The organism is Microbacterium sp. 13-71-7, from assembly GCF_002257455.1.
In the GTDB taxonomy this organism is placed as follows: Bacteria; Actinomycetota; Actinomycetes; order Actinomycetales; family Microbacteriaceae; genus Microbacterium.
The window spans coordinates 1-23,127 of the sequence record NZ_NCKN01000039.1 but is presented as its reverse complement, the minus strand read 5'-3'; the positions used below and the strand labels follow the sequence as shown (position 1 = coordinate 23,127).

The 23,127-nt window shown below is 70.9% G+C and carries 22 protein-coding genes; 13 read left to right on the top strand and 9 right to left on the bottom strand.

The genetic code is table 11. The annotated features are described in order from the left end of the window. From B7X32_RS05905 to B7X32_RS05890, 4 genes are all read right to left on the bottom strand, one after another. Positions 1–986, bottom strand: a 986-nt coding sequence (locus B7X32_RS05905; RefSeq protein WP_292717478.1) for a pyridoxal-phosphate dependent enzyme, incomplete at its 3' end; no start/stop codon positions are given. 200 nt (positions 987–1,186) lie between these two features. Then, complete coding sequence (locus B7X32_RS05900) at positions 1,187–1,807, bottom strand: NAD(P)-binding domain-containing protein (RefSeq protein ID WP_292717475.1); 621 nt, start codon at positions 1,805–1,807, stop codon at positions 1,187–1,189. Next, positions 1,804–3,024, bottom strand: a complete 1,221-nt coding sequence (locus B7X32_RS05895) for an FAD-dependent monooxygenase (RefSeq protein WP_292717472.1) — start codon at positions 3,022–3,024, stop codon at positions 1,804–1,806. Before B7X32_RS05895 ends, B7X32_RS05900 begins: the two co-directional genes overlap by 4 nt. 37 nt (positions 3,025–3,061) lie before the next feature. Beyond that, positions 3,062–4,453 (bottom strand): MFS transporter, encoded by a 1,392-nt coding sequence (locus tag B7X32_RS05890; RefSeq protein ID WP_292717469.1) that lies wholly within the window; start codon positions 4,451–4,453, stop codon positions 3,062–3,064. Positions 4,454–4,601: 148 nt separating this feature from the next. Here B7X32_RS05890 and B7X32_RS05885 point away from each other — a divergent pair, with 148 nt between their 5' ends. Then, positions 4,602–5,501: a LysR family transcriptional regulator gene (locus B7X32_RS05885; protein ID WP_292717466.1), complete on the top strand. Its 900-nt coding sequence runs from the start codon at positions 4,602–4,604 to the stop codon at positions 5,499–5,501. A gap of 95 nt (positions 5,502–5,596) precedes the next feature. Here the strand turns inward: B7X32_RS05885 and sufU are convergent, their stop codons facing one another. Both sufU and B7X32_RS05875 read right to left on the bottom strand, forming a co-directional pair. Beyond that, entirely contained in the window at positions 5,597–6,046 is a 450-nt protein-coding gene (gene sufU / locus B7X32_RS05880; RefSeq protein ID WP_292717463.1) for a Fe-S cluster assembly sulfur transfer protein SufU, read from the bottom strand. Further along, the gene (locus tag B7X32_RS05875) at positions 6,043–7,383 is read right to left on the bottom strand and encodes a SufS family cysteine desulfurase (protein WP_292717460.1); all 1,341 of its coding nucleotides are present in this window, start codon (positions 7,381–7,383) and stop codon (positions 6,043–6,045) included. Before B7X32_RS05875 ends, sufU begins: the two co-directional genes overlap by 4 nt. 154 nt (positions 7,384–7,537) lie before the next feature. Between B7X32_RS05875 and B7X32_RS05870 the strand changes: the two genes are divergently transcribed. The 12 genes from B7X32_RS05870 (at position 7,538) to B7X32_RS05815 (ending at position 20,145) form a co-directional block, all read left to right on the top strand. Continuing rightward, on the top strand, positions 7,538–8,599 hold the full coding sequence (locus B7X32_RS05870; RefSeq protein WP_292717457.1) for a hypothetical protein: 1,062 nt from the start codon (positions 7,538–7,540) through the stop codon (positions 8,597–8,599). Between the two features lie 77 nt (positions 8,600–8,676). Continuing rightward, positions 8,677–11,739: a hypothetical protein gene (locus B7X32_RS05865; RefSeq protein ID WP_292717454.1), complete on the top strand. Its 3,063-nt coding sequence runs from the start codon at positions 8,677–8,679 to the stop codon at positions 11,737–11,739. 165 nt (positions 11,740–11,904) lie between these two features. Beyond that, on the top strand, positions 11,905–13,614 hold the full coding sequence (locus B7X32_RS05860; RefSeq protein WP_292717451.1) for a radical SAM protein: 1,710 nt from the start codon (positions 11,905–11,907) through the stop codon (positions 13,612–13,614). A gap of 3 nt (positions 13,615–13,617) precedes the next feature. After that, the gene (locus tag B7X32_RS05855) at positions 13,618–13,992 is read left to right on the top strand and encodes a hypothetical protein (protein WP_292717448.1); all 375 of its coding nucleotides are present in this window, start codon (positions 13,618–13,620) and stop codon (positions 13,990–13,992) included. Continuing rightward, positions 13,992–14,798 carry a prolipoprotein diacylglyceryl transferase family protein gene (locus B7X32_RS05850; protein ID WP_292717444.1) on the top strand — a complete coding sequence of 269 codons (807 nt, stop codon included), beginning with the start codon at positions 13,992–13,994 and terminating at the stop codon, positions 14,796–14,798. Before B7X32_RS05855 ends, B7X32_RS05850 begins: the two co-directional genes overlap by 1 nt. Positions 14,799–14,952: 154 nt before the next feature. Further along, the gene (locus tag B7X32_RS05845; RefSeq protein WP_292717441.1) at positions 14,953–15,390 is read left to right on the top strand and encodes a hypothetical protein; all 438 of its coding nucleotides are present in this window, start codon (positions 14,953–14,955) and stop codon (positions 15,388–15,390) included. Positions 15,391–15,489: 99 nt separating this feature from the next. After that, positions 15,490–16,521: an iron-siderophore ABC transporter substrate-binding protein gene (locus B7X32_RS05840; RefSeq protein ID WP_292717438.1), complete on the top strand. Its 1,032-nt coding sequence runs from the start codon at positions 15,490–15,492 to the stop codon at positions 16,519–16,521. Next, positions 16,521–17,570 (top strand): iron ABC transporter permease, encoded by a 1,050-nt coding sequence (locus B7X32_RS05835; RefSeq protein WP_292717435.1) that lies wholly within the window; start codon positions 16,521–16,523, stop codon positions 17,568–17,570. Before B7X32_RS05840 ends, B7X32_RS05835 begins: the two co-directional genes overlap by 1 nt. Beyond that, positions 17,567–18,622, top strand: a complete 1,056-nt coding sequence (locus B7X32_RS05830; protein WP_292717432.1) for an iron chelate uptake ABC transporter family permease subunit — start codon at positions 17,567–17,569, stop codon at positions 18,620–18,622. Before B7X32_RS05835 ends, B7X32_RS05830 begins: the two co-directional genes overlap by 4 nt. Further along, complete coding sequence (locus B7X32_RS05825; protein ID WP_292717429.1) at positions 18,619–19,413, top strand: ABC transporter ATP-binding protein; 795 nt, start codon at positions 18,619–18,621, stop codon at positions 19,411–19,413. The genes B7X32_RS05830 and B7X32_RS05825 overlap by 4 nt, the downstream gene beginning before the upstream one ends. Before the next feature lie 40 nt (positions 19,414–19,453). Next, the gene (locus B7X32_RS05820; RefSeq protein ID WP_292717426.1) at positions 19,454–19,813 is read left to right on the top strand and encodes a CHY zinc finger protein; all 360 of its coding nucleotides are present in this window, start codon (positions 19,454–19,456) and stop codon (positions 19,811–19,813) included. Then, positions 19,810–20,145 (top strand): hypothetical protein, encoded by a 336-nt coding sequence (locus tag B7X32_RS05815; protein ID WP_292717423.1) that lies wholly within the window; start codon positions 19,810–19,812, stop codon positions 20,143–20,145. The genes B7X32_RS05820 and B7X32_RS05815 overlap by 4 nt, the downstream gene beginning before the upstream one ends. 161 nt (positions 20,146–20,306) lie before the next feature. Here B7X32_RS05815 and B7X32_RS05810 read toward each other — a convergent pair whose 3' ends face one another. From B7X32_RS05810 to B7X32_RS05800, 3 genes are all read right to left on the bottom strand, one after another. Then, a complete protein-coding gene (locus tag B7X32_RS05810; protein ID WP_292717419.1) occupies positions 20,307–21,218 on the bottom strand; it encodes a carbohydrate ABC transporter permease in 912 nt (303 codons plus the stop codon). Next, positions 21,208–22,182, bottom strand: coding sequence for a sugar ABC transporter permease (locus B7X32_RS05805; protein WP_292717416.1), 975 nt, complete (start codon positions 22,180–22,182; stop codon positions 21,208–21,210). Before B7X32_RS05805 ends, B7X32_RS05810 begins: the two co-directional genes overlap by 11 nt. After that, positions 22,179–23,127 (bottom strand): extracellular solute-binding protein (locus B7X32_RS05800; RefSeq protein ID WP_292717413.1); only part of this gene is annotated, 949 nt, incomplete at its 5' end. The genes B7X32_RS05805 and B7X32_RS05800, both read right to left, overlap by 4 nt.

Below are 23,127 nucleotides of genomic sequence, written 5' to 3'. Positions count from 1 at the left end.
GATGCGGCGACCGGCAGCTCGAAGCCGTTCGCGGTCATCCAGCCGTCGTCGTAGAGCTTGTCGAGATAGCCGCGGCCGTGGTCGGGAAGGAGCACGACCACCACGCCGTCCTCCCCCAGCCCCTCCGCGACGCGGAGCGCCGCCACCACCGCCATGCCGCTGGAGCCGCCGACGAGCAGGCCCTCCTCGCGGGCGAGCCGACGGGTCATCGCGAAGGACTCCGCATCCGAGATCCGCTCGTAGCCGTCGACCACGGCGGGGTCGAACGTGGACGGCAGGAAGTCCTCGCCCACGCCCTCGACGAGATAGGAGTGGATCTCACCGCCGGAGTAGATGGATCCCTCCGGATCCGCGCCGATCACCCGCACCCGGCCCTCGCTGGCCTCCTTGAGGTAGCGTCCGGTGCCGCTGATCGTGCCGCCCGTGCCGATGCCCGCGACGAAGTGCGTGATGCGGCCGTCGGTGTCGGCCCAGATCTCGGGGCCGGTGGACTCGTAGTGCCCGCGCGGACCGTTCTGGTTGGCGAACTGGTTCGGGTTGAAGGCCCCGGGGATCTCGCGCGCGAGCCGCGCGGCGACGGAGTAGTACGACTCGGGATGCTCCGGCGGCACCGAGGTCGGCGTGACGACCACCTCGGCGCCGTAGGCACGGAGCGTGGCGACCTTGGGTCCGTCGAACTTGTCCGGCACCACGAAAACCATGCGGTAGCCGCGCTGCAGCGCGATCAGCGCCAGGCCGACCCCGGTGTTGCCGCTAGTGGCCTCGACGATCGTGCCGCCGGGTCGGAGCAGCCCCTCACGCTCGGCCGCATCGACGATGGATCGGGCGATGCGATCCTTCGCGGATCCGCCCGGATTGAAGTACTCGACCTTGGCGAGCACGGTCGCGCGAATCGGTCCGCGGTCGGCGGTCGCGCCGACGACGGAGGAGAGACGGACGAGGGGCGTCGCGCCGACGAGATCGGCGACGTGGCTGGCGTAGCGCACGGGAGGTTTCCTGAACGGTGATCGCGCGCGGAGCGCGCGGGCTGTCTGTGGTCGTCGAAGGAGCGCGGAATGCGCTCAGAGACAACAACGACAGGTCAGGGCCACGCTGTCAACCTAACACCCCTGCTTCGAAGCGCGCAAATGGCTCGATCCTGACTCGGAATCGGGTCATCTGCGCGCTTCGAAGCAGGACGGGCAGGTCACTCCAGCAGGGCGAAACCGGACTCGTAGCGGGTCTTGCCGAGCGCCGCCATGATGATCTGGAGGAAGCCCATCGCCTCGAGCTCCCTCGCACGGGTCAGCGGCCCGACATCGACGGCGCGCATCCCCGCCGCCTCGATCAGCGCCGCCACGGCCATCTTCGCGTCCGCATAGTCTCCGGCGAACAGGACGGTCGTGCGCGTCGTGCCGTTCGTGCCCGAAGTGAGGGTATCGCCGAGGTTCACATTGAACGCCTTGACCACGGCGGCGCCCTCGGGGAGGGCCTTGGCGAGCTCGGCCGCGGTCGACGAGTCCGCCGGCGACGTCAGCGCGTCGTACGTGGAGAAGTCGACCGGGTTGCTGATGTCGATGACGACCTTGCCGCCGAGCCGATCCCGGTAATGCTCGAGGATGCCCGCATAGGCCCCCGAGGGGACGGCGAGCACGACGAGGTCTCCGGTGAGCTCGTCGCCGATGACGCCGTACGCGTAACCGGGACGCGCGGCGGACATGCTCGCCGGGCTGCGCTTGAGGATCTGGATGTCCGCGCCGGCGCGGGAGGCGACCTCCGCGATCGCGGCGCCCATCTTCCCGCTGCCGATGATGCTGATCGAAGTCATGCGTACTGGACCTTCCGGAATCGAGTGAGTGCTTGTTCGGCCACCTTGTGCGCGTCGTAGTCGAACACCGCACCCCGGCGGAAGTCCCGACCGACGCGGATGTCCGCATCGCGCTTCGCGAGATCCGCGAATTCGTGCTGCGCATCGAACATGGCGCCCGCTCTGCGCGATCCGCTCTGCAGGATGGCCGTGCGCTGCATGCGGACCGCGGTGTAGCGACGGAATGCTTCCGGGATGTCGGCGACGTCATCCGCCGCCGCGAGGAATGTCGCGAGGGCCATGCTGTCCTCGATCGCCTGGCTCACGCCCTGCCCCTGGTGGGGCAGCATCGTGTGCGCGGCGTCGCCGAGCAGCGTGATGGCCCCTCGCGACCAGTTGGTGAGCGGCTCATGGTCGAAGAGACCCCACCAGAACGTCCGGTCGATGAGCCCGATGAACTGCTGGAGCTTCGGATCCCATCCGTCGCCCGCGAACTCCGCCGCGAGCTCCTCGACCTCCGCGGGACCCGACCACGGGCCGTGCAGGGGCCGGTCGCTCGGGATCCCCGCGACGAAGTTGATCAGCTTCCGCTGCTGCAGCGGGTAGCACATGAAGTGCCTGCTGTCGCCCATCCAGACCTGACTGATCATGGGCCAATCCGCGGGCAGACGGGACGCGTCGACGACGCCGCGGTAGACGAGGTATCCGGAGTAGACGGGCTCGGGGAACTGCCCGACGGCCTTCCGCACCACGGAGTGGATACCGTCCGCCCCGACGACGGCGTCGAACACGTCCTCCGTGCCGTTCTCGAACTCGACGCGGACGCCGGTCTGCACCGTCTCCACCGCTCTCAGGCGGTGGCCGAGACGGATCGACGCGGGATCCACTTCGCGCGCGAGGACGTCGATGAGGTCCGGCCGGTACATCCCGATGTTGCGGTACTGCTTCGCCGTGTCCTCCCAGGCCGCATCGGTGACCATGCTGCCCATGGCGTCCAGGTAGACGCCGTGCCCGTCCGGGACCGCTCCGGCGCGCCTGACCTGTTCCAGCACGCCGAGTCGGTCGAGGACGCGCGAGGCGTTCGGCGCAACCGTGACACCTGCCCCCACCTCGCCCAGCGCACCGGCCTGCTCGAACACGGTGACCTGGACACCGGCGATCCGCGTCAAGGCGATCGCCGCCGTCAGGCCGCCCATCCCCCCGCCGATGATCCCGATCCTGGTGGCGTGACTGACCATTTCTTCTCCTTGATTGACGTGCGCAGGACGGCGCCGGTCAGCGATTCCCGGCGAGCTCGCGGGCAGGCGCTCCGGAGGACTCCGTCGGGGTGAACATCGTGGCGCCGCTCGCCTGCTCGGCCTCGTGGTCGGGCCCGAGGGGGATGCCGCTGCGGTCGCGCAGGCACAGGGTCGCCGCCGCGCCGAGCAGCGTGGCGAAGAGCAGGTAGGCCGAGACGGCGGCCGTGGTGCCCGTGGCGCCCAGCAGCAGCTGCGCGATCATCGGGGCGAACGCTCCGCCCAGCACCGCGCCGAGCGCGTAGGTGATCGATACCCCGGAGAAGCGGATCGATGCCGGGAAGATCTCCGCATACCAGGCGGCCAGCGGTCCGTACGTCAGCCCGAGACCGGTCGAGATCAGCAGCAGGGCGATGTAGAGGCCCGGCAGCCCTCCGGCGTCGACGAGCCAGAAGATCGGGAAGACGATGACGGCCTGCAGCGCGAATCCGATCATGAAGGTGTTGCGTCGGCCGATCGCGTCGGCGAGACGGCCCGCCAGAAGCGTGGAGAGGAACCAGACGGCGGCCGCGAAGACCGCGGCCAGCAGGACCGAGGTGGTGTCGATGCTCTGCACGTTGATCGCGTAGCTGTTGAGGAATCCTCCCGTTGTCATGTAGCCGAGGGCGCCGTTGCCCACGAACACGAGCGCCGCGAGGATCACCAGGTGCCAGTAGCGCCGGAACAGCGTCACGATCGGGAGGTTCGCCTGCTTGCCGCGCTTCGCGATCTCGGCGAACACGGGGCTCTCCTCGACCGAACGGCGGATCACGAAGCCGACCACGATGAGGATCACACTCGCCAGGAACGGCACCCGCCAGCCCCACTGCAGATACGCCGCTCCCGGAGAGACGACGCCGGTCATGAGGGCCGTCATACCCGAGGCGAGCAGGAACCCGAGCGGGACGCCGAGCTGTGGCCAGGAGCCTGCGCGACCGCGGCGGTTCGCCGGGGCGTGCTCGACGGCCATCAGGACTGCGCCGCCCCACTCGCCCCCGGCCGACAGGCCCTGCAGGATGCGGAGCAGGAGCAGGAGGATCGGCGCCGCGATGCCGATCTGGGCGAACGTCGGCAGCGCGCCGATGAGCGTGGTCGCCGCGCCCATGAGGACGAGCGTGACGACGAGCATCGCCCTGCGTCCGATGACGTCGCCGAAATGCCCGGCGAGGAACGCACCGAGCGGGCGGAAGAGGAACGAGATGCCGACCGTGGCGAAGGACAGCAGAAGCGCGATCTCCTTGCCCGCGGGCTGGAAGAAGAGCTGCGCGAACACGAGCCCAGCGCTCGTGGCGTAGATGAAGAAGTCGTACCACTCGATCGTGGTGCCGATGATCGTGGCGAACGCGATCCGTCGCTGAGAGGCGCGATCGCGGGCGGCGAGGGAGGAGGTCATGGTTGTCCCTAACGTCATTGTTCTCCCTCCGTCGTGGAGGGTTCGGGATGCGGGTCCTCTCATCGTGGGCCGCCCACGTCTGCGTGTAAATCACAGTTATTCGCGGATATAGTTCGAACAGGTCGAAGAAGATTGGGCGGAGGACGGCGTGGCCGATGTGAGCCTGAGGCAGCTGGAGCTGTTCGCCGCCTTGCCGAACTTCACCACGCTCAGTGCCGCGGCGGCCCATCTGCACATCTCGGAGTCTGCGCTGTCGCAAGCCATCACGAGCCTCGAGAAGGCCGTGGGCGAGCAGCTGTGCGTGCGTCGCAAGGCGCGCGGCCTCACCCTGACTCCGACGGGCCAGGAGTTCGCCGCGCACGCCCGCCGGATCATCGCCGACACGCAGGAGCTCGTCCTGCGTGCCGGTCGGGGCGAGGAACTGCAGGGGCCCGTGAAGCTCGGCTGCTATACGAGCTTCGCCACGAACGTCGTCCCCGAGCTGCTCGAGGGGTTCCCGAAGAGGCACCCCGGCGTGCGTCTCGAGATCATGGTGGGCACCAACGAGGAACTGCTCTCAGCGCTCGAGGCCGGTCGACTGGACGTCGCCCTCGTGTTCGACGTTTCTCTGCCGCTCGGATATCGCCGACGCAGGATCTATGCGACCGAACTCGAGGTCCACCTGCATCCCGACCATCCGCTGGCGAAGGCCGACGCCGTGGACCTTGCGGATCTCGCCGACCAGCCCTGCATCCTCTATGACGCGGCCCCGAGCATCCGCAATGTGACGGACGCCTTCGCGGCCCGCGGGCTCGAGCCCCGCATCGAAGCCCGGGTCACGCAGATCAGTCTCGTCGAGGCGCTCGTGGGCCGCGGGCTGGGCTACGGGCTGCTCATGTCCCGCCCGAACGTCATCCCGATGAGCATGGAGGGACGCCCTGTCGTCATCCGGCCGCTCGATCCGCCCGTGACGCTCTCCCACGTGGTGGGGATCTGGCCCGCCGACATGAATCTCACGCCGCGCGCCGCGGCCCTCCTCGACTTCGCCGTGGAGAAGCTCGGCGGCTGACAGCGACCTCTTCCCGGCTTCGAAGCGCGCAAATGGCTCGATCCGGACCCGGAATCGGGTCATTTGCGCGCTTCGAAACGGGCAGGGCTCCCGCCTCAGGCCCGGAGCAGGGCGTCCTCGAGGGCGACCCAGCCGAGCATCGCGCACTTGACGCGGGCGACGTAGCGGGAGACACCGGTCAGGGCGGCGGCATCGCCGTACACGTCCTCGTCGAGCTCGATCGCGCCGCGGGAGCGCAGCGCCTCACGGAACCCGTCGATGAGCTCCGCCGCCTCCGCCCGCGAGTGGCCGACCACGAGTTCGGTGAGCATCGAGGCGGACGCCTGCGAGATCGAGCAACCGGACCCCTCCCAGCTCACCTCGGTGATGCGCTCGCCGTCGTCGGAGACCTGGGCGCGCAGGGTGATCTCGTCGCCGCAGATCGGGTTGCGCTGGTGCGATTCCGCCGTGTGCGGATCGCCCTCGGCGCCGAGCAGCCCCTTGCCGTGCGGGCGCTTGGAGTGGTCCAGGATGAGCTCCTGGTACAGGTCTTCGAGGCCGCTCACTTCGACTCCCTCCGGTCGCTCAGTGCATCGCACGCGTGATGCACCTCCTGCTCCTCGGCGGATCCGGAGACGCCGAAGAACGCGCGCACCCCGGAGACGGCTTCGAGCATGCGGTCGACCTCGTCCGCCGTGTTGTAGAGCGCGGCCGAGGCCCGCACCGACGCGGTCACGCCGAGGCGGGCGTGCACCGGCGCGGCGCAGTGGTGTCCGACGCGCACCGCGACGCCGCGGGAGTCGAGGAACTGGCCGACATCGTGCGCATGCACCCCGTCGACGACGAAGGACTGCAGGGCCACCCGCTCCGCACCGTCGGCGGCGCCGAGCAGGCGCACGCCGTCGATCGCGCCGAGCCCCGCGCGCAGACGCTGCTCGAGCTCCTTCTCGTGCGCATGCACCGCCTGCATGCCGAGCCCGTCGAGGTACCGCACGGCGGCCGCGAGCGCGATCGCCTGCGACACCGGTTGCGTGCCGGCCTCGAAGCGCTGCGGCGGCGGGAGGAACTCGGTGCGCTCGAAGGTGACACGGGTGATCATCGAGCCGCCCGTGAGGAACGGCGGCAGCGCCTGGAGCACCTCGCGACGTCCGTACAGCCCGCCGATCCCGTAGGGACCCTGCATCTTGTGGCCGGAGAACACCGCGAGATCGACGCCGAGGCCTGGCAGGTCGAGCGGCAGGTGCGGCGCCGACTGGCACGCATCGAGCACGGTGAGCGCGCCGACCGACTGCGCGAGGGCGACGAGCTCCGCCACCGGGTTGACGATGCCGAGCACGTTGGAGACGTGCGTGAAGGCGACGACGCGCGTGCGGGATCCGATGACCTCCGCCGCGTGGTCGAGGTCGAGGGATCCGTCATCACGGATCCGGATCACGCGCAGGACGGCGCCCGTGCGGGCCGCGAGCTCCTGCCAGGGCACGATGTTCGCGTGGTGCTCCGCCTCGGTGACGACGAGCTCGTCCCCGGGCTGCAACGCGAAGCGGGCGCTCTCCGGCAGGCCCCGCCCGGCCGTGGCGTTGCCGATCGCGTAGGCGACGAGGTTCAGGCCCTCGGTCGCGCCGTGCGTCCACACCAGGTCGTCGGCGTTCGCGCCCACGAATCCGGCGACGGCGGCGCGGGCGTCCTCGTAGAGCTCAGTCGCCTCGGCCGCGAGCGTGTGCGCACCGCGGTGCACGGCGGCGTTCGAGCGCTCCAGGAAGTCGCGCTCGGCGTCCAGCACGATGCGGGGCTTCTGACTCGTCGCGGCGGAGTCGAGGTACGCCAGCGGGGCCCCGTTCACGGATTCGGCGAGCAGGGGGAAGTCGGCGCGGACGGCGGCCACGTCCAGGGCGGGAGAACTCACATATCAACGCTACGTCAGTGCGGGCCGCCCGGGATCCGTCCGGGCGAACCGGGCCGGAGCAGGTGAAGCGATGTGAAACAACCGCACGCGCCTCTGGACAGATCCACCGCCGGGGCATAGCTTGTGCGGTAAGCCGGTATATCGGGGGGTATTCATGCGGGATCGTACGCGGTCGCTACAGGGATTCGTCCCCGCTGCGGTCGCGGGCGGAGTCCTCGCCCTCGGCTGGGTGGCGCTGTCGATCGTCTTCGGTTCCGGATCCGCCCAGGCCGCCGAGACCGTCCCGCCATCGCCGCCGAGCCTCCTCGGCACGCTGCAGAGCACCGTCGGCGCCGTGCAGAGCTCGATCGTCGAGGCGCCGGCCACCGTGCAGAGCACGCTCTCGGCGGTGCAGGCCACGGTCGCCGAGGTCCTCCCCGCACCGGCCGCCGTCGAGGCGCCGGCTCCCGCCCCCGCCGCCGAGGCACCCGCCGCAGACGCTCCTGCCGCCTCTGCGACCCCTCTCGCCCCCGCCGCCGAGGAGCCTGCCGGCCCGATGGTCGCTCCGCTCGTGGGTGCGATCAGCCCGATCGTGCAGGGCGTCAGTCAGACCGCCGGCACCGCGATCGACGTGGTCACGAACACGACGGACACCATCGCCCCGACGCTGAGCCCCGTGCTCGCGCCCGTCGGCGCACTGCTGCATCGCGTGCCCGCGACGCTCGACACCGTGACCTCCGTGCTTCCGCGGATCGCCGCCTCGCTCGACGACACCGTCGGCACCGTGACGGAGACGGTGCGCGGTGCGACCGCCGTTGCCGTGCTGCCGCCGACGACGGCTCCCGGCGGGCGTCCCGCCGCTCCCGAGCTCCGTGGCGTGCCGGATCCTGTCTCCGCCGCTTCTCCGCTCGCCGCTGCGCCCGCGTCGGATGACGCTCAGCGCGCGCCTGCGCTTCCCAGCCTCGACGACGCCCTCGGTGCGGCTGCGCTCTCTGCGCCCGCTGCGGCGACAGCACCGGGTGCGCCCGCGCAGCATCCGTCGGGCACCCCTTCGTCGGAGTTCGGCATGCCCGGCACCGGCTCCGCCTCGGGTGGCAGCGCCGGCGATGTGCGGCCGTTCGGCACCGTCTCCTCGACGTCGGCGGGCGCCGGCCTGCTGGCGGTCCGCTCCGGATCGGCAGGCGACGACCGCCTGCCGGCCTCCCCCGTCGCAGACCACGACTCCTCTCCCGACTGATCGGGGCACGGCCGTCTCCCAGGACGGCATGTGTCATCGCGCACACGCGCAATCCCCAGATCAGAAGGAAAGAGACCATGAATCGCATCGTCAAGCGCGCCCTCTGGGGCACGCTCCTCGCGGGCGGGATCACTCTCGCCGGCGCGACGGCGGCAAATGCCGCAGAGGGGCCGCCCAGTGGCGCCGACTGCGGCTGTGACGTCGTCAAGAGCGCTCTCACCACAGTCACGAATCTGCTGACCGGTCCCTGCGACCCGTCGCAGGGCGGCAGCGCCGGCGGGACAGGCGGCCTCCCCGCGGTCACGCAGGATGTCTCCCACCTCGTCACGGACACCCTCGGCACGATCGCCCCTGCGGCGCCTTCGCCCGGCGGATCCGGTGACGGCGCGGGGAACCCCGGTGGCTCCGGCCCGGGTTCCACCCCCGGCGGCACGGACACGGGAGGATCCGTGCCGGGCGGGACGGACACGGGCGGAGCCACCCCTGGCGGATCCGACTCCGGCGGCGGAGACCCCGGCGACGGAGGAACAGGCGGGGGCACGGTTCCCGTTCCGGGCGTCGTGACGCTTCCTGTTCCAGGAGTCGGCACCGTGCACGCCGGGGTCACCCCCGACGGGCTCGACGTGGGCAAGAACCTGAACGTCCTCGGCGTGAAGGACGATTGGGATCTCACCGCGGGCCCGAACGGCGTCGCGACGAACGACCGCATCGGCACGGACAGCACGAACGTCTTCGTCGACGCGGCCGTTCCCACCACCGGAACCACGGCACCGCACGCCGCCGTCACCTTGCCGAAGCTCGGCGGGATCACCGACGGCCTTCCGGGCCTTCCTTCGGTTCCGGGTCTCCCCGGCACCGGCGGCACCCCGGGCAACGGCGGTTCGCTGCCGGGGCTTCCGTCCCTGCCCATCGGCGACCTCAACGGCACGCTGGGCGGCCTGACCGGATCTCTCGGCGGCCTGACCGGCGGCCTTCCGGGCCTGCCCTCGGTTCCGGGTCTGCCCTCGGTTCCGGGCCTTCCCGGCGTTCCGGGCCTTCCCGGCACCGGTGGCACTCCTGGCGTGATCACCGTTCCCGTTCCTGGGATCGGCACCGTTCACGCCGGCACCACCCCTGACGGCCTCAACGTCGGAAAGAACCTCAACGTCCTCGGAGTCAAGGACGTCTGGGATCTGACCGCCGGCCCCAAGGGCGTCTCCACCACGGATCGCATCGGCACGGACGCCACGAACGTCTACGTCGACGCAGCGGTTCCGACCACGGGAGCCACCGCACCGCACGCATCCGTGACGCTGCCGAACCTCGGCGGGATCACGGGCGGGCTTCCGGGTCTTCCTTCGATCCCGGGCCTGCCCGGCACCGGCGGCACCCCGGGTAACGGCGGAACTCTCCCGGGCCTGCCGAACCTCGGAGGTGTCCTCGGTGGCCTGACCGGCAACCTGCCCGGCCTGCCCACCGTCCCGGGCCTGCCGGGCACGGGCGGCACGCCTGGTGTGATCACGATCCCGATCCCCGGGATCGGCACCGTTCACGCCGGCGCCACCCCTGACGGGCTGAACGTCGGAAAGAACCTCAACGTCCTCGGAGTCAAGGACGTCTGGGATCTGACCGCCGGCCCCCACGGAATCGCGACGAACGACCGTATCGGCACCGACAGCAGCAACGTCGACGTCGACGCCGCCGTCCCGACCGCAGGAACCACCGCACCGCACGCCACCGTGACCCTGCCGAACCTCGGCGGGATCACCGGCGGGCTCCCGGGCCTTCCCTCCGTTCCGGGCCTTCCTTCGATCCCGGGCCTCCCGGGAACGGGCGGCACCCCGGGCAACGGCGGAACCCTCCCGGGCCTGCCGAACCTCGGTGGAGTCCTCGGCGGGGTCACCGGATCCCTCCCCAGCCTGCCTTCGGTTCCCGGCCTTCCTACGGTTCCGGGCCTTCCCGGCACCGGCGGCACTCCGGGTGCGCCCGGCGTGGCGACTGTTCCGATCCCCGGGATCGGCACCGTTCACGCCGGCGCCACCCCTGACGGCCTGAACGTCGGAAAGAACCTGAACGTCCTCGGAGTCAAGGACGTCTGGGATCTGACCGCCGGCCCCAAGGGCGTCTCCACCACCGATCGCATCGGCACGGACGCCACGAACGTCTACGTCGACGCAGCGGTTCCGACCACCGGAACCACCGCACCCCACGCCACCGTGACCCTGCCGAACCTCGGCGGGATCACCGGTGGGCTCCCGGGTCTTCCTTCGATCCCGGGCCTGCCGAACCTCGGAGGTGTCCTCAGCGGTCTGACCGGCAACCTGCCGGGCCTGCCCACCGTCCCCGGTCTGCCTTCGATCCCCGGCCTGCCCGGCACCGGCGGCACCCCGGGCAACGGCGGGTCGCTGCCGGGTCTGCCGAACCTCAGCGGAGTCCTCGGCGGAATCACCGGCAACCTGCCCTCCGTCCCCGGGCTCCCGGGAACCGGCAACCCCGGTACCCCGGGCAACGGCGGAACCCTCCCGGGCCTGCCGTCGCTGCCCATCGGCAACATCGGCGGTGTCCTCAGCGGTCTGACCGGCAACCTGCCGGGCCTGCCCACCGTCCCCGGTCTGCCTTCGATCCCGGGTCTTCCCGGTACTGGCGGTTCCCTTCCCGGTCTGCCGAACCTCGGCGGAACCCTCGGTGGTCTGACCGGCAGCCTGCCGGGCCTGCCCAACCTCCCCCTCGGCAACCTCGGCGGCCTCGTCGGCGGTGTCGCGAGAGCCGTTCCGGCGGTGCTCACCGGCGTCGTCGGCGGGATCACCGGATCCCTTGCGGGCGTCGTCGGAGGGATCACCGGCTCGCTGCCCGGCCTGCCCACCGTTCCCGGAACCGGAACCCCGGGAACCCCGGGCACCGGAACTCCGGGCACACCGGGCACCGGAACCGGAACGCCCGGGACCGGCATCGGAGGAACCACCTCCGGCGTCGGCAACGGCGGAATCCAGCTCGTGTCCCACGTGACGCGAGGTCTGGCCGGGGCTGCGAGCAGCCTGCGCGCCGCGACCACGAGGAACGGCTCTCTCGCGCAGACGGGGTTCTACGACCCCTTCCTGCTCTTCGCCGGACTGATCCTGCTCGCGGCAGGCGCGGTCACGAAGGCCATCGAGCGTCCCTGACGTCTCAGTGCGGAGGGCCGTCCTCGCGGGCGGCCCTCCGCTTCGGCGCGCTCCGTCGTGCGAGACGATCGTCCTCCCGCATCGCCGAACCCCTGATCCGTGCGGTTGTCCACACGCCCCGTCCGCTCCCCCGCTGCGGAACCACCCGGCCGCTAGGGTGAGCCCATGACCCCCACCGTGGAGACTCCGGCAGGCCTCGGCCCCGGTGCGGCGGGAGCACCCGCCCGCGCGAAGACCGCCGGATCCGGCCAGCCCCTGCGGGACTACCGCGTGCATCGCTACGTCAACGCGTTCTGCCCGACGTGCCACGAAGAGGATCCGGATCGCCCGCTCGCCGACGTCCGCCGGCTGAGCGGCTGGCTGGCCGTGCGGGACGATCGGGTCTGGCTGGAGCGCGGGTGCCCGGAGCACGGGCTGCAGCGCACGATGTACGACGAGTCGGCCGAGATCCTCACCTACCTCGAGCAGTGGACCGCGCCGACGAAGGTGCACGAGCCCGACCTCTCCGGCAACTTCAAGCCGGTGCCCTCGGCCTACGAGGACGGCCTGCCCGAGATGCAGACGCAGCACACCTGCATCCTGCTGGAGGACCTCACCGACCACTGCAACCTGCGCTGTCCCACGTGCTTCGCGGAGTCGAGCCCCGCGGCGAGCGCGATCGCCCCGCTCGCGGAGGTGCTCGCCTCGGTCGACGCGCGGCTGGCACGGGAGAACGACCGCATCGACGTGCTCATGCTCTCCGGCGGCGAGCCGACCCTCTACCCGTGGCTCGAACAGCTGCTGGAGCATCTCGTGGCCCGCCCGGTCGTGCGCATCCTGCTGAACTCGAACGGTCTGCGCATCGCGCAGGACGACGCGCTCGTCGCGACGCTCAAGAAGCACCGCGAGCGGGTCGAGGTGTACCTGCAGTACGACGGCGAGAGCGCCGAGGCGTCGGCGTATCACCGCGGAGCGGACATCCGCCGGTTCAAGGAGCGGGCGCTCGCACGGCTCAGCGAGGCGGGGGTGTTCACGACTCTCACGATGACTGCGGCCCTGGGCGTCAACGACGGCGAGATCGGCGCCGTGATCCGCCGCGCCATGGAGACGCCCTACGTCGGCGGTGTCACGATCCAGCCCGTGTTCGGATCCGGCCGGTCGGCAGGTATCGACCCGCACGACCGTCTCACGCACACGGGAGTGCTGGCACGGCTGGCACCGCAGACCGACGGCGAGGTCACCTGGAAGGATCTCACCGCGCTGCCCTGCAGCCACCCGCACTGCTGCTCGGTCGGGTACCTGCTCAAGGACGACTCCGGATCCTGGAACTCGCTCACCAAGCTCGTCGGCCACGACAAGCTCAAGGACTTCCTCGACCTGAACCCCGACCTGATCGCGAACCGGATCGCCGACAGCGGCATCAATCAGAAGCTCAAGGACTCGGTCAAGCAGTCGCTGCTCGACCTCCTCAGCGAGCAGTCCTCGTTGTCGCACCCGTCGATCGGATCCCTCTGGAAGGACATCTGCACGGGCTGCGACCTCGGCATCGGCACGCTCACGAAGCTCGCCACCGCCGCGCTGCCCGGTCAGCACAAGCGGCTGCGTCGGTTCCTCGGCGAGCGCGTCAAGCGCATCACGGTCAAGCCCTTCATGGACATCAACACGATGATCGAGGAGCGCCTCACGCAGTGCTGCGTGCATGTCGCGACCGTCAACGAGCAGACCTCGGCGCATCAGTGCGCCCCGTTCTGCGCCGTGCAGGCGTGGGCGCCGCTCTCCCGCACGCGCATCTCGACGGCGACCGGGTCCGCGGGCGCCCGCGCGGCCGGAGCCGCGTCCGAGGCAGGTGTCGACGCCGGCGACCGGACGCGCCTTCCGCTCTCGGTGGGGCGCTGAGCCATGACCTCCGCCCGTCCCGATCCGTCCTCCGCCTCTCGGGGCGAGGGCGTGACCGGGGAGCCCGGCGAACTCGACCTGTCCGGCCTGAACCGCTATGACGAGACGGTCGGATCCCCTGCTCCGCCCTTCGATCCGCTGCGCCTGTGCGTGTTCACCACGGTCGCGCTCATCGCGTGCGTCCTCGGCCCGATCGCGGTCCTGGGCTTCGCGCTCATCGCGATCGCCGGATACGCGCGCGCCCGCCGGCAGGGGCTGCTGCGGTCGAAGTGCAAGCTCGGCGACACCCGTCTCGTGCTCGCCTACCTCTCGGCGCTCGCGGTGCTCGCCGCCGTCGCGACCCCGTTCTGGGTGATGTTCTGGATCGGGCGGTTCTGATGTTCCCGACGCTGCAGGATCTGCTCGGGCCGTGGGCGCCGCCGCTCGAGACGCACGGCTTCTTCGTCGCGCTGGGGCTGGTGGCGGCGGGGATCGTGTTCCTCATCGAACGCCGCCGGCGGGGCGTCACCGATCCGCGGGTCGCGTATCTCGTGCTCGGGGCACTGATCGGGGCCGCGATCCTGAGCCGCCTCGGCACGTGGGCGCAGCACATCGACCTCACGAAGAACCGCGACCTCGTCTCGCAGCTCACGCACGGCAACGCCTCGATCCTGAGCGCCCTGGTCGGCGCCTGGCTCGGCGTGCACGTGGCGAAGAAGATCGTCGGATACCGGGACCGCAGCGGCGACCTGTTCGCGCCCGCCGTGGCGATCGCGATGGCGATCGGTCGGTTCGGCTGCCTCTTCACGGAGCGCCCCGGCACCCCCACCGGCGCAGACTGGGGCATCGTCCTGGATCCGGCCGCCGCCGCACGGGTCGGATCCCCGGCGGGCGTGCCGCTGCACCCGAGCTTCGTCTACGAGATCGCGTTCCACGTGGCCGCGTTCTGCCTGCTCTGGTTCTGGCTGCGCCACCGCGACATCGCCGCCGGGGAGACTCTCACCCTGTACATCGCGGCCTACGGCATCTTCCGGTTCTTCGTCGAGTTCGTGCGCGGCAACGACGTCGCCTGGATCGGTCTGACCCGACCCCAGCTCTTCCTGATCGTCACGATCCCGCTCCTGCTCGCCCGCATCGTCTGGAAGGCGCGACGCGGCGCCTTCCCCGTCATCCCCAGGAGGACCCCGAGTGAACAGCACGCCTGACCTCCCGTCCGAACCGGATCCGGGGCAGCCGCCGACGCCGCCGGAGCACCCGCCCGCGGTGCCGGGACCCCCGAGTCCCCCCGAGCCGCCGGCGCCACCGGTGCCGCCGCTCGCGCCGCCCCTGACCCCCGCACCCGTCCCTCCGCCGGGTCCGGTGGCCCCCGCGGGCCCTCCCCCTGGCGCCCCGGCGGCCGGCGCGTATCCCGCGTATCCCGCACCTCCCGGGGCGTACCCGGCGGCTCCGGGCGCCTATCCGGGAGCACCGGGCGCCCCAGGAGGCCCCGGCGGCTACACCCCCTACGCCGGCCAGCCCGGCCCCGCGCCCCGCCCCGGGCTGGGCTTCGGCGCCGGGATCGGCGTCGGAACGGCGGTGGGCTGCGGATCCCTGCTCCTCGCCCTGATCCTGTTCTTCAGCCTGACCAGCCTCGGCACGGCGATCTCGATCGGCGCGCTCGTGCTGCCGCTGGTCCTCGGTGCGGTGCTGCTGATCTGGCGGAAGACCAGGGGCATCGGCGTCGGGGTGCTCATCATCTCCGCGGCGGCGTGGATCGTCGTGATCGGGCCGTGCCTGGGGATGTTCAACGGGTTGTGACGCGCGAGGCGTCGAGGGACGGCGACCTGCCCCCTCCTCGCGGCGAAGGTGCATAGGTTAGGCTTACCTACCTACCCGTTCCCTTCTCCGAGGAGACCCATGACCTCCCTCCGCCTCCGCCGCGGCGCGGCCGTACTCAGCCTCCTGACCGCCGGCGCCCTCGCGCTGTCCGCGTGCTCGACCGGATCCGCACCCGGCGCGACCGGTGGCGGATTCTCCGACGGCGCCTTCCCCGCGACCGTCGAGCACGTCTACGGCAAGACCGTCATCGAGTCCGCACCCAAGAGCGTGGCGACGATCGGCTGGGGCAGCTTCGACGCGGCGATCGCCCTCGGCACCATCCCCGTCACGATTCCGACGGCGAACTTCGGCGACCCCGACGGCGACGGCTACCTCGCGTGGACCAAGGACGCGATCGTGGCCGACAAGGCGAAGCTGCCGCCGCTGCACGACGAGACGGACGGCATCCCGTACGAGAAGATCGCCGACACCTCGCCGGACCTGATCCTGGGCGCGAACTCCGGCCTCACGAAGCAGGAGTACCAGACGCTCACCAAGATCGCGCCCACCATCGCCTATCCCGGCGCTCCCTGGGGCACCTCCTGGCGCGACTCGACCACCATGGTCGGCACGGCGCTGGGCAAGTCCGCCGAGACGAAGACGCTGATCGCCGACACCGAGAAGGCCATGGCGACCGAGATGGCCAAGTACCCCGCCGCCACCGGGAAGACGGGCATGGTCATCTGGGTCGACGCGAAGGATCCCGGCAAGGTGCAGTACTACACGCCGAACGACACCCGCGTGAAGTACCTGAACGACCTGGGCTTCGCCACCCCGGCGTCCCTCAAGGACCTCGCCAAGAACGAGAAGGGCTTCGTCGGCACGATCTCGGCCGAGCAGGCGGACAGGCTCGACGCCGACGTGGCGGTCGTCTACGTGCAGGGCGGCGATCTGTCGACCCTGCAGAACGACCCGCTGCTCAGCCGGATCCCCGCCGTGAAGAAGGGCTCCGTCGCGCTCATGAACGACGAGGAGCTGCTCATGGCCGTCTCCGCGCCCACTGTGCTGTCGATCCCGTGGGCGCTGCCGACCTACGCGAAGATGCTCGGCGAGGCCGCCGCCAAGGCCTGATGAACCTCGCTCCCGCGCCGACGACGCCCGCGTCGGGCTCCGGTGCACGCCGTCGCGTGCGTCTGAGCCCGGGGTGGGCGATCGTCGTGTGCCTGGGCGCCATGCTCGCCGCGGCCGCGCTCTCGCTCGCCCTCGGCGCACGGATCGTGCCGCTCGACGCCGTGTGGGACGCTTTCCTGCGCCCCGACGGATCCACGGATCAGGCGGCGGTGCTCTCGCGGGTGCCCACGACGATCACCGGGCTGCTCGTCGGCGCCGCGCTCGGCATGGGCGGCGCCGTCATGCAGGGCATGGCCCGCAACCCCCTCGCCGACCCCGGTCTGCTCGGCGTGAACGCCGGCGCATCGCTGTTCGTGGTGCTGGGCATGACGCTGTTCGGATGGCAGGCGCCGCTCGTGATCGTGTGGTGCGCCCTGGCCGGCGCCGCCGTGGCGGTCATCGTCGGCTACGGCGCCGCCGCGGCGAGTCCGGGAGGCGCGACCCCCGTGACGCTCGCTCTCGCGGGGGCGGCGGTCGCGGCCATCGCGACGGCCGTGATCACGGGGATCCTCATCGTCGACGAGTCGACGCTGGAGAGCTTCCGCTTCTGGCAGGTCGGATCCCTGACCGCCGCATCGTTCCCCTCGCTCGCGCAGCTGGGGGGCTTCCTCGCCCTCGGCGCCGTGCTGGCGGTCGCCTGCTCCGGCCGGCTGAACGCGCTCGCCCTCGGGGACGACGTCGCCCGCGGGCTGGGCGTGCGCGTCGGCGCCTCCCGCCTCACCGCGGTGCTCGCCGTCGTGCTGCTGTGCGGCGCCGCGACGGCGCTCGCGGGGCCGATCGGCTTCGTCGGGCTCGCGGTGCCGCACGCGGTGCGCTTCCTCGTCGGAGCCGACTACCGCTGGATCGTGTCGCTGTCCGCCGTGGGCGGAGCCACGTTCCTCCTCGTCTGCGACGTGATCGGCCGGATCCTGGCCCGCCCCGGCGTGCTCGAGGTGGGCATCGTGACGGGCGTGATCGGAGCGCCGGTCTTCATCGCACTGCTGCGCCGGCGGAAGGCGGTCGGGCTGTGACCGTTCTCGACACCGCACGTCCCGTTACGGCGTCCGCGCCCGCGGATCGGCTCCATGCCTCCCGTCGCCGCCGGGCGGCGCGGGACACGGTGCTCGTCGCGGGCCTCGCCCTCGTCATCCTGGCGCTGTTCGGCGCCGCGCTGGTGTTCGGCGCGAAGACGCTCTCCCTTCCCGACGTGCTGCGCGCGCTCACCGGCCAGACCGTTCCGGGTGTGAGCTTCGCCGTGGTCGAGCTGCGCCTGCCCCGCGCGGTCGGCGCGCTGCTGGCGGGGGCCTCGTTCGGCCTCGGCGGCATGCTGTTCCAGACCCTGCTGCGCAACGTGCTCGCGAGCCCCGACGTGATCGGCATCAGCACCGGATCCAGCGCGGCCGCGATCACGGCCATCTCGTTCTTCGGCGCCTCGGGGCTCGTGGTCTCCGGCGCGGCCATCGCCGGCGGTCTCGCGACCGCACTCCTGATCTGGGTGCTGGCCTACCGGCGGGGACTCTCCGGCCTGCGCTTCGTGCTCGTCGGCATCGGCGTCGCCGCGGCGCTGCAGGCGGTGATCAGCTACGTCCTCACCCGCTCCGACGTCAAGGCCGCAGAGCAGGCGACGGTGTGGATGGCCGGATCCCTCAGCCGCAGCCTGTGGGACCAGCTCGCGCCGACCGCCCCCGTGCTCCTCGTGCTGCTGGCGATCGCGATGCTGGCGGCGCGCCACCTGCCCGTGTTGCGCCTCGGCGACGACTCCGCGACGACTCTCGGCGCACGTCCGCAGAGCTCCCGGATCCTGCTGATCGTCTGCGCGGTGCTGCTCATCGCGGTGGCGACGTCGCTGACCGGGCCGATCTCGTTCGTCGCGTTCCTCGCCGGGCCCATCGCCCTGCGGCTGGTCCGGCGCGACGCGGCACTCCCGCTCGTCTCCGCCCTCCTCGGCGCGATCATCGTGCTCGCCGGTGATGCGGTCGCGCAGCATCTTTTCCCGATCACGCTGCCGGTCGGCGTCATCACCGGCGCGATCGGCGCGCCCTTCCTGCTCTGGCTCCTGATGAGAGGACGCACGCGCGCATGAGCTCGCACACCCTCGAGGCGACCGGCCTGACCGTCGGCTACGACGGCGACCCCGTCATCGAAGACCTCGACCTGGCCCTGCCCGGATCCGGGATCACGATGATCGTCGGCGGCAACGGCTGCGGCAAGTCGACCCTGCTGCGCACGCTCGCGCGCCTGCTGAAGCCGCGCAGCGGATCCGTGCTGCTGGACGGATCCGCGATCGCCCACCTGCCCACCAAGGAGGTCGCGCGCGTCGTGGGCCTGCTGCCGCAGGCGCCGGTCGCCCCCGACGGGATCACCGTCGCGGACCTCGTCGATCGCGGTCGCACCCCGCACCGCGGCTGGCTGGGCGGGCGCGACCACCGCGACGACGAGGTGGTGGCCGACGCCCTGCAGGTGACCGGCATGGCGGAGTTCGCCGAGCGCTCGATCGACGAGCTCTCGGGCGGACAGCGCCAGCGCGCATGGGTCGCGATGGCCCTCGCGCAGGAGCCAGACATCCTGCTGCTCGACGAGCCAACGACCTACCTCGATCTCGCGCACCAGGTCGAACTGCTGCAGCTGCTCGTACGGCTCTCGCGCGAGCGGGGCACCCAGGTCGTCGTCGTCATGCACGAGCTCAATCTGGCGACGCGCTACGCCGACCATCTCGTCGCGATGCGCGACGGCCGCATCGTCGCCGAGGGCGCTCCGGGCGACGTCGTCACGGTCGAGCTGCTCCGCGAGGTCTTCGACCTCGAGGCCGTCGTGATCCCGGATCCGGTCGCCGGCACGCCGATGATCGTGCCCGTGGACGTGCACCGGGGCTGACCGCGCCGGGTTGACTGCGCGACGCGCCTAGGATCATGGCATGGGCACCGCGGACGTCGAGATCAAGGGGCGTCCGGTCGATGCGCAGACCCGCTGCGTGCACTACCGCACCGAGCTCGACGTCGTCGCGATCCGCTTCGTGTGCTGCGGGGAGTTCTACCCCTGCCACCTCTGCCATGCCGAGACGGCCGACCACCCGGCCCGTCCCTGGCCGCTCGCCGAGCAGGGTGCGAAGGCCGTGCTGTGCGGGGTCTGCGGCCATGAGCTCGAGATCCGCGACTACCTCGGCGCGACCGCCTGCCCGCGGTGTGCAGCCGCATTCAACCCGCGCTGCGCCCTGCACGCGGACCTGTACTTCGAGGTCGCGCCGGCGGCCGACGATGAACCGGAGGCGCCATGAGTCCTGAAACCCTCGAACTCGAGTATGAGAAGCTCTTCCTGCGATTCGATCGCGGCATCTTCGAGCTCTTCGAATTCCCGCCGACGACCGACTTCCACTTCCGAACGCCCGCGCAATGGCTCGCGGTCCAGTTCGACGCGCGCCGTGCCGACAAGTGCAGGCTGCGATTCGGTTTCGTCGAATCGCCCGATGCCCCGCTCTTCGGGACTCAGATGGTGCCCTTCGTCTTCACGCACACGCCGTCCGCCGTGTTGCCGCAAGCGGCGGAGGGCGTGTTCCGCGAGTACTTCGCCCGCGTCGCCGAGGCGACTGGTCGGCGACTCGGCGCTTAGCGGGGTTGCCGGGCTCGGGTCGCGGACTGCGGGCTCGGTGCCGACCGACCCGGCATCAGGGCTGCGTCGGTTCCTCCAGCACTTCGTCCTGCAGAGTCGCAGAAGTCCTGCGGAAGCGGCACCCGATCGCGGCCGCGTCACCGTCTCTGCTCTTCAGCCCTTCAGCCCTTCAGCCCGGAGTGCGCCAGCCCCTCGACGAACTGCCGCTGCGCGACCAGGAACACCACGAGCACCGGCACCACGGTCATGGTCGCGGCCGCCAGCTGGGTGTTCCACATCTCTCCGCCGTACGCGTCGGTGTAGCGCGTGAGCGCCTGGGGCAGGGTGAACAGGTCCGGCGAGGTCAGGTAGACGGTGGGCTCGAGGTAGAGGTTCCACGACGCCAGGAACGTGAGGATCGCGACCGCCGAGAGGGCCGGCTTCGCGAGCGGCAGGCAGATCCGCCACCAGATCGCCAGCCTGCCGAGCCCGTCGAGCCGCGCGGCCTCCTCCAGCTCGACCGGCAGGGCGATGAAGAACTGCCGCATGATGAACGTCGCAAGAACGCACGGCGCGGCCAGGGCCGTCACGAGGATCAGCGGCCAGTGCGTGTTGATCAGCCCCACGCTCTTGAACATCTGGAAGAGCGGGACGATCGTCACCTCGCCCGGCACCAGGAGCCCGACCAGCACGACGAGGAAGAGCACGTTCTGCCCCGGGAAGCGCAAGCGGGCGAAGGCGTAGCCGGCGAGGCTCGACACCAGCAGCACGATGAGCGTCACGACCACCGCGATGTAGACGCTGTTGGCGTACTGGCGGGCGAAGGGCTGGAAGCCGAAGGCCTGCACGTACGCGTCCCAGGTCGGCGATGCGGTGAAGATCGAGGGCGGAGCGGCGAAGATCTCGTTGAGCGGCTTGAACGAGGACGCGACCATCCAGATCGTCGGCACGACGAACGGCAGCGCCATCACGCCGAGCGCGACGTAGAGCACGATCCGGCGGAGGATCCGACCCCGGGAAGGCCTCGCCCGCGCGTTCCGCGGCGTCGGCACGCGGATCCCCGCCCTGGCGCCGGTGAGCGTCTCAGTGCTCATAGAAGACCCACTTCCTTCTGAGCTGCCACTGCAGCACGGTGAGCAGCATCACGAACGTGAGCAGCATCAGCGCCAGGGTCGAGCCGTAGCCGATGTTGTTGAACGTGAACGCCTGCTGGAAGACGTAGTAGACGAGCACAGTCGTGGAGAGCGCGGGCCCGCCCTCGGTCAGCACGGCGATCTGCGCGAACGCCTGCAGCGCGCCGACGATCGTGATGATGCTCGTGAGCAGCAGCGTCGGGGAGATGAGGGGCAGCGTGATGCGCGCGAAGATCGTGCGGCTGCCCGCACCGTCGATGCGCGCCGCCTCGTACAGCTCGCCCGGCACACCCTGCAGCGCGGACAGGAACAGGACCATGTTCACGCCGACGCTGCGGATGACCTGCGTCACGATGACGGCGCCCATCGCCGTCGGCCCCTCCTGCAGCCAGTTCGGCCCGTGGATCCCGAGCTGCGCGAGCATCGCGTTGATCCCGCCGTTGTCCTGGAGGAGGAAGCCCCAGACCAGGGTCCACGCGACGACGGAGATCACCACCGGGGAGAAGAACAGGGTGCGGAAGAACGTCACCCCGCGGAACCGGCGGTTGAGCATCACGGCCAGGCCGAGCCCGAGTCCGATGTTCAGCACGACGACGCCGAGGGAGAACACCGCGGTGGCGCCCAGCACGCTCGGCAGCTGCGGATCCGCGGCGAGCGCGGCGTAGTTCTCCCCGCCGACGAAGCGGAGCTGCCCGGTGAAGATGTTCCACTTGTTCAGGCTGTAGAAGATCGCGAGGCCCACGGGGATCAGCACGAACAGCACGACGCCGATCAGCTGCGGCGCGATGAAGAGGTAGCCGGCGGCGGCGTCCCGGCGCCTCATCGTCCAGAACCTCCTGCGGCGCGCGGCCACGGGGCGCGGTCCGGCCGAGGCCGGGGAGGCGTCGGAGCGCGCCTCCCCGGTGACGGTGGCTGCGGCGGTCATCGTCCGCCCGCGAGGAGCGGGGTGATCGCGGAGCAGACCGACGTCAGCACCTTCTTCACATCCGCATCCGGCTTCCACATCGCGTCCAGGGCCGTCTTCCCCTTCTGTGCGATCTCGGCGGGGCTGGTGTGGTTGGGCAGGGTGACCGCTCCGGCCAGTTGATCCACGACCACTGTCTGCAGCTGGTCCGCGCTGAGCTTGGTGTTGTTCGCCGCCAGCTTCTCGCCGGTCAGCAGCGACTTCCGCGCCGAGGGGAAGAACTGCGAGAGCTTGGCGCTGTTCTCGGGCCCGGTGAGATAGGCGAGGAAGGAGGCCGCCTCCTGCGGGTGCGCGCTCGTGCGCAGGACGCCCACGCCCGCCTGCCCGATCACCGAGTAGGACCCGGCGGGCCCGGCGGGAAGCGGGATGACGTCGTAGCCGAAGCCTCCGGTGAGGAGCGACACCCGGGAGACCTGCGCCACCGTGAAGGCGGAGTCCCCCGCGAAGAAGTCGGCCTTGGTCCCCGGCCCCGGCATGGCGGAGTCCTTGAAGACGGCGTCGTGCAGGAAGGTGAAGGCGTCGACCATCTTGCCGTCGTCGAAGGTGCACTTCGTGCCGTCGGCGTTCCACGCGCTCGCGCCCCAGCCGGTCCAGACCGTGGCGAGGGTGTTCCAGGCCGAGAAGTCGAAGTCGCGGATGACGAACCCCGCCTTCCCGGTCGCGGCGTTCACGGCCGCCCCCGCCTTCGAGACGTCGTCCCAGGTCAGCCCCGAGGAGGGCAGCGACTGGCCTGCGGCGGCGAGGAGGTCCTTGTTCACGTAGAGCGCATAGGGCGAGTTCGAGAAGGGGTAGGCGTAGAGCTGCCCCTCCTTGGAGAACTCCGCAGTCGCGCTGGGGAGCAGGTCGTCGTATCCCCACCCCTTCGTCTCCTTCAGCACGGGGGTGAGCGGGAGGAGGGCGTCGGAG